We start from the raw sequence: 6325 nt of genomic DNA on the forward strand, positions 1-6325 counted from the left end.
TAAATCATGATGGCGCGATTTCTCGTGCAGATATCCCTTCCATGTGATGCCGCTGATAACCGCACGGATGGTAGCGGCGCAATTTATTGCGCATTCCGCCGCGGTGCGGTAATTAAAATTGCGCGATAAATCGCGCCGCTACAAAAATTTGCATCCTTTTAAATTGTTTAAAACGCCACTTTCACTCCGCTCAGCACATTCCAGTCGCTCACGCCGGGGCGATCCAGCCGCTGCTGCACCTGCAACTGCGTGCCGATCTCCACGTTTTCATGCAGCTGCCAGCTGACGTAACCGCCCAGCTGGGCGCTGTGGCGGGTGCGCTCAATCGGCAATCCGCGCATATCACCGGCATCCAGCGTATTCTGCCCGCCGCTGTGCCAGACATAACGCGCCTCCAGCCCCAGCTTCACTGACGACAGCGGCTGATAATCATACTTAATACCGCCAGCCAGGCTGAACTGCGGCGCCAGCTGATAGTTCACCTGTGCACCCGGTTGCTCGGTGAAATCCGCAATATGCAGCCACTGCACACCGGCTGCGGCCAGCGGCATCAGGCTATGCGTATCCTGCTGCCAGCGCCAGCCGGCTTCTGCGCCGATATTGCCGCTAACGGCGCTGATCCGCGCCACTTCACCCTGGGTTTCATGGCGTAAGGTGCCGCGATAATACGTCAGCCCCAGCGGTATCTCCAGCTGCCAGCCCTCAGGCGGCTGAATGCCAATCAGCGCATTAATGCCCTGGGTTTGCATACGCAGCTGGCTGCGCCCCGCCGGCGTATCCGACAGCATAGTCATCACGCCTTTATGCACGCCCGCACTGAAGGCCAGCGGGCTCTGTTCCGCTTCCGGCGTCCAGCGCGCACCCAGCATCCAGCCCTGATAGCGGTTGGTGGCATCGCAGTCGCCCTGCGCACTGCGATAGCGCTCGCCGCCGCTGTAGCCATACACAAACAGGTTGTGATGATCATCCAGACTCATCTGCCGGGCAGCGAAGTGGAAGCGGGTTTGCATGGTGTCGTTGAGGGCATACAGCATGTTGGGCAGGGCGAGGTAGGTCGGGATTTGTGGCGCGGGTGTGAGCTGTGGCGGTTCCGGCTCAGGCGGTGGAGGTGGCGGCAATATGACAACTTCGCCACGACCGGGTTCGGGTGCTGGTGTCACGCCTTCCGGTGTATCAATTAACTGAGGAATACCATTGTCTGGCTCACCGGTCACAACCACGTTTTGTAACCGGTAATACCACAAATGATGGCTGTTATTGCCGGCCAGCACGCTGGATCGCACCAGGCCCGAGGTTGCCGGATTGATCTCATCAAACCATGAGCCGCGGGCGATGATTTTCCCAAGCTGTTTAATCCCTTCGCCAGTCTGGCGGCTGACCTGCGCCATAAGCGGCAGCTCAGGGATTTCCTGGGTTGATGGACCATGAAAGGATTCCGGTGGGTGCGGAATATTCGCAGCGTTAACGTTATTATTTTGTGATGTGGAAAAGGCAGGGTAGCGCTCATCAGCAAATGCAGGAAGGCTATAACAGAACGTACTGATCACCAGCGTCAGCGGGGTAAGTTTCATATTCTCTTCCATGGATGAAAATAGCGAGAATCGTCAACCTAAAGCGACCGACTAACGTGGCAATTAAGTTTTGTCTGGTTTTTTTTCAGAAAAGCATAAAAAAGCCCGGTAAGACATGTCCCGGGCTGATGCGTGGTGAGAGCCGTGATTAAAAACTGATTTTCACACCGGCCTGCAGATTCCAGTCGCTGAGGCCTTCCTGCGTCAGGCGCTGCTGGCCCTGAAGCTGGGTGTTGAGCTCCAGATTGTCCAGCACCTGCCAGCCGGCGTAACCGCTGTATTGCAGGCTATTGCCGCCGCGTCCGGTGGCGAAGTGCGCTGCCTGCTGGCCGTCACCAATCGCTACCCGATCGCGCTGGCTGATGCGCTGCACGTAGCGCGTTTCTGCGCCCAGCTTCAGCTTCTGGTTGAGGCGGAAGTCGTATTTTACGCCGCCTGAGAGCTGCCACTGCAGCGGATTACGGTAGCTGACCTGTGCGCCGTCGCTGTCGGTGTAATCATTGATATCGAGCCACTGCGCATTCACGCCGGCCACCGGCGTTAGCGCATGCGCGCCGGACTGCCAGCGCCAGCCGCTGTCGAGCCCGAGGTTCGCGCCGCGCGCTTTCAGCTGCGTTACGTTACCGCGCAGGTCGGTGCTGACGCTGCCGCGATACTGCATCACGCCAGCCGGCACGGCCAGCTGCAGGCCCTGATCGGGCTGCCAGCTCAGTAGCGCACTGGCGCCCAGCGTATCGATGCGGGCGTGACTGTTACCGTCGCGCGCTTCCGGCGTGATGCTCAGGTTGCCCTTATTGACGCCGACGCTCAGCGCCAGCGCGGAATTAAGCGGGAAGCGGCTGCCAATCATCCAGCCCTGATAGCGGCTGTGGAAATCGTAGCCGTAATCCATAAAGCCGCCCGCGCTGTGATAGCGGTCGTCACCGGTGTAGCCGGACACAAACAGATCCGGACGCCCCTCTGCGCCCGCCTGCTGCGCACTGCTGCTGAACAGCGCTTGCAGGTTGTGCGTCACGCTGTGGAAGGCGGCGGGCAGTGAGATATAGGTCGGCACCTGCGGAATCACCGCCGCGCGCACCTTACCTGGCTCTGGCTTTGGCTCTGGCTGCGGCACCTGCGGATTTTCCGGTTCCGGCTGCGGTTCTGGATCGGGTTGCGGCTGTGGTTCGGGCTGCGGTTCCGGCTCCGGCAGATAAGGTTCGCGGTTATCCCCTTCAGCCAGCAGAATGTTTTGCAGACGGTAATCCCAGAACTGATCCCCTTCGCCCGCCACCAGACGCTCATCGCCACTGGCGCGGCCCGGTGCGAAGGCGTACAGACCGTAAGCCCAGGCACCACGCGCCACATAGCTGCCGGCCAGCTGGACGCTGTCGGCGTGCGCCTGGCCGCCGACCTGCACCAGCGACACACCTTCATTGTTATCCGCTGCGCCGTTGTGGTTGCGATCGCTATCGATCCAGCTGGCCTGCGGTTTTACCGTCAGCCACAGCGGCGCACCGTCCGGCTGTTGCAGATCGCCATCGATCAGCAGGCGATCGCTGGCGTCCTGGCGGAACGCGGAGTTCAGCACCAGCGCCGTGTCGCGCCCTTGGTGCAGATCGCCAAGGCGCATGGTCGACCAGCTGTCCGGCGCATTGTTCCAGCCCGGTGCCAGCGTGACGTTATCGGCGAGGCTGGCGTGCTTGATGACGCCGCCGCCGGAGAGCAGCGTGCCGGTGGCCATGTTCAGCGGCGTGTGCAGCCGGCCGCTCACTTCCAGCTCGCCCTGCTGCACTTCAACGCCCTGCTGGTTGCTGACGTCACCGCTCAGCGTCAGCCGGCCGTCACCGCTTTTAATCACGCTGCCCTGGCCACTGATATTGGCGCTGATGGTGGAAGCCAGCTCGCCCAGCGTGCTGACGTACTGCGCGATATCGGCAATCAGGCTGGAAGCGGTGCCGCTCAGGTTGATGTCGCCGGCCAGCGTGGATCGCCCCAGCACGTTAAGCGTGGCCTCGTCGGCCAGCGTGATGTCGCTGGTAACGTGGGCGTGCTCAGCGACGGTTAGCGCGGCGTCCTGCGCCACCTGCAGCTGGTTGATGTGATACGTTTTGTCCTGCCAGTCATTGGCAAAGAACACCTTCCCGGCATGCTCAACCTGTTCGCCGCTCAGCGTCAGCACACCGTCGGCCACCGCCAGCTGATTAAGCTGCGCGCCGCCGGCCAGCTGCCAACGCTGATGGGTGGTCACGTTGAGGTTATCGCGTGAGTCCGCTTCACCCAGCTCGCCGAGGAACAGGCGGTTATCGCCGGTGAGATCGAGATGCGCCAGCGTCTGGCTGCGATTAACGACGCGCGCGCCGCTGTCGTTGTGCAGGATATCGTCGAAGGTCAAATCGTGACCGTTAACGTCCAGCGTGCCGCCGCGGTAGCCGAAGCGGATGTTGTCAGTGCTTAACTGATCGGCGCTGTTGAGCACCACGGTCGGGCGGCCGCTGAACAGGGTGACGGTGGAGAACGCCTGTTTACGTCCCTGCGCGTCTGCCTGCTGGTCAAGGATGACCGTGCCGTCGCCGACGTTAAGCGCGCCGGGATTAATACCGCTGGCGTTAACGTGCAGCATGCCGGCGCCGATTTTGTGCAGCGCATCGTCCTGCAGGCCGTTAACCTGCCACAGCACGGTTTTGTCTTTGTCGACCTCAACGCCGCCGCCGACCCAGCTGAAGTTGCCGTCGCCTGCGCCGCGCAGGGTGTAGTCGTTAGAGAAACGCAGCAAGCCCGCGCCGAGGTTGACCGACTGCGCCAGCTCGATGATGCCACCGTCGCCGTTAAAGCGCAGATCTTTGGTGGCATTGAGCTGATCATTGCTGGCTTTGGCGGGTGCGGTTTCTGCCTGAGCCTGATCAAGCCCGTGCCATTGCCAGGTTTTGCCATCCTGCATAATGCTATCACCGCGCCATTCGAGGGTGCCGGCGCCACTGTCTTCAACATCGGTATCCCTGACGGCCGCAAGTGTTGCCTCGACATGTTTTGCATTAATTAATGTACTACCAAAGAAATAAGTATAGGTTCTGCCACCCCCGTAACCGTAAGAGTGAACAGCGAGTTGTACCCAGCGTTTATCGACACTGTCCCAGGCAAATATTGGGCTACCGCTATCTCCTCCCCGGGTACCAATACTTAACAGAGAAAAATCGGGATGGACAGGCGCGAAAATTCGCCATTTTATATAATCATCGTAGTAATTGATGACCGCGCCGGGCTTAAATGTACCACCGGTTTTATACACGTAGGCGCCCGCGATAGGTATCAAGGTTCCACTTTCAGGATCATCAATTTGCTGATAACCCGCCCCCACGCGGGCAAATGCGGTGTAGCGACTAAAATTTGCGGCAAACTGTTCATCGGTGATGTAGGGAGTTGGCGCGCTTTCAACAATCACCTTATTGATACGCGGTAAGTTAAAATCTCGCGAGGGGTCATTGTTTATAGCAATACTACGGTAAGTTGGCGAAAATTTAGCTTTATTGCCTAAGTTCAACTCTATGTAGGACTGCATATGTTTGACGCCAGTTACAAAAGATGGCGAAATAAATGAGCTAAAACCCTTATCACTGACCATACTGAAGTCCGGCATGGGGACGTTCATTAAATAGCCTTCAAAGGTGCCATCTTTACGGTAGATGGGAATATCGGTAGCGCCGACAGCATATTTCCCCCGGTTTTCGGCAAAATCGCGGTACTCCTGCACGTCAAGGTCATGGCGCAGGATCCCGGCATAGGGCGAACCGCTAAGGCTTAAGGCACCTATCAGCAGTGCCAGCTGGCTTTTTCTCATGATTTTCTTCCCTGAATAATGAAGCAAATAAAGTGGGCTACTTTATAAGCGCATCGGCGTTATTCACGCTTAAGCCTCGTCTCAATCTGCCGGAGAAAAGCCTGAAAATGGCGTACGGCATGGCGCGGTGAATCTGTTAAGATCGCGGCGTTTTCTTTTTCAGCTGGTCAATAAACCCATGTTAAAAATCAAATTCCTGCTGCCGCTGTTGCTGGTTATCAGTGCGCTGGTCTGGTGGCTGATGCCGCATTACAGCGATGAGGACAAGGCTTACTACATCGCGACCTTTTGTACGCTGACCCATGACGGGCGCGATAACAGCGCGCAGGCGATGCAGCAGATTATTGAAGGCGGTAATTCGGATTACGCGCTGCAGAAGATTCATTTCCAGTCCGGGCTGGCAGAGCATCTGCAAACGGTGTGGCAGGATTTGTCGCCGCAACAGCAGCAGCAGGCGCGGCAGGACGCGTTTGTTTGTCGCCAGTTGATGTCAGATAAGCTGCTGCCGGGCCAGCCGGTGCGCTGAGAAATAACAGGGTTTTACCGGCCGGACAGGCACGGTGCGGCGGAACATCAGCGCGATAAATCGCGCCGCAACAATCTGTGCGGTCGACAGGCACCGAAATGACATTTCGCACGTACCGTAGCGGCGCAATTTATTGCGCGATGCCTGAATGGACACGGTGCAACTCAACATCAGCGCGATAAATCGCGCCGCAACAATCTGTGCAGTCGACAGGCACCGAAATGATATTTCGCACGTACCGTAGCGGCGCAATTTATTGCGCGATGCCTGAATGGGCACGGTGCAACTCAACATCAGCGCGATAAATCGCGCCGCTACAATCTGTGCGGTCGACAGGCACCGAAATGATATTTCGCACGTACCGTAGCGGCGCAATTTATTGCGCGATGCCTGAATGGGCACGGTACAACT

The 6325-nt window shown here is 58.2% G+C and carries 4 protein-coding genes and 1 pseudogene; 1 reads left to right on the plus strand and 4 read right to left on the minus strand.

Annotation, left to right across the window (positions count from 1 at the left end; all coding sequences use genetic code 11):
- Window positions 1-167 precede the first annotated feature (167 nt).
- The 3 genes and pseudogenes from CBW22_RS09560 to CBW22_RS27035 all read right to left on the minus strand — a co-directional run.
- On the minus strand, window positions 168-1571 hold the full coding sequence (locus CBW22_RS09560; RefSeq protein ID WP_088516540.1) for an autotransporter domain-containing protein: 1404 nt from the start codon (window positions 1569-1571) through the stop codon (window positions 168-170).
- A gap of 148 nt (window positions 1572-1719) precedes the next feature.
- Window positions 1720-4491 (minus strand): S6 family peptidase, encoded by a 2772-nt coding sequence (locus tag CBW22_RS09565; protein ID WP_441339110.1) that lies wholly within the window; start codon window positions 4489-4491, stop codon window positions 1720-1722.
- Between the two features lie 150 nt (window positions 4492-4641).
- Window positions 4642-5388, minus strand: a pseudogene (locus CBW22_RS27035) (S6 family peptidase); the annotation flags it as partial.
- Between the two features lie 178 nt (window positions 5389-5566).
- Here CBW22_RS27035 and CBW22_RS09570 point away from each other — a divergent pair.
- Window positions 5567-5914, plus strand: a complete 348-nt coding sequence (locus CBW22_RS09570) for a hypothetical protein (protein ID WP_088516543.1) — start codon at window positions 5567-5569, stop codon at window positions 5912-5914.
- On the opposite strand, the gene CBW22_RS26495 is transcribed toward CBW22_RS09570, so the two are convergent.
- Window positions 5879-6325, minus strand: a 447-nt coding sequence (locus CBW22_RS26495; protein ID WP_217899516.1) for a hypothetical protein, incomplete at its 5' end; no start/stop codon positions are given. The two genes, CBW22_RS09570 and CBW22_RS26495, sit on opposite strands and share 36 nt — an antisense overlap.

The organism is Pantoea sp. VS1 (assembly GCF_002207995.1).
GTDB lineage: Bacteria > Pseudomonadota > Gammaproteobacteria > Enterobacterales > Enterobacteriaceae > Pantoea > Pantoea dispersa.

What these genes read in the sequence shown, in the direction of transcription:
- CBW22_RS09570 (WP_088516543.1), top strand. Translation starts at nt 5,567, where the DNA reads ATGTTAAAAATCAAATTCCTGCTGCCGCTGTTGCTGGTTATCAGTGCG.
- CBW22_RS09565 (WP_441339110.1), bottom strand. Translation starts at nt 4,491, where the DNA reads ATGCAGGATGGCAAAACCTGGCAATGGCACGGGCTTGATCAGGCTCAG.
- CBW22_RS09560 (WP_088516540.1), bottom strand. Translation starts at nt 1,571, where the DNA reads ATGAAACTTACCCCGCTGACGCTGGTGATCAGTACGTTCTGTTATAGC.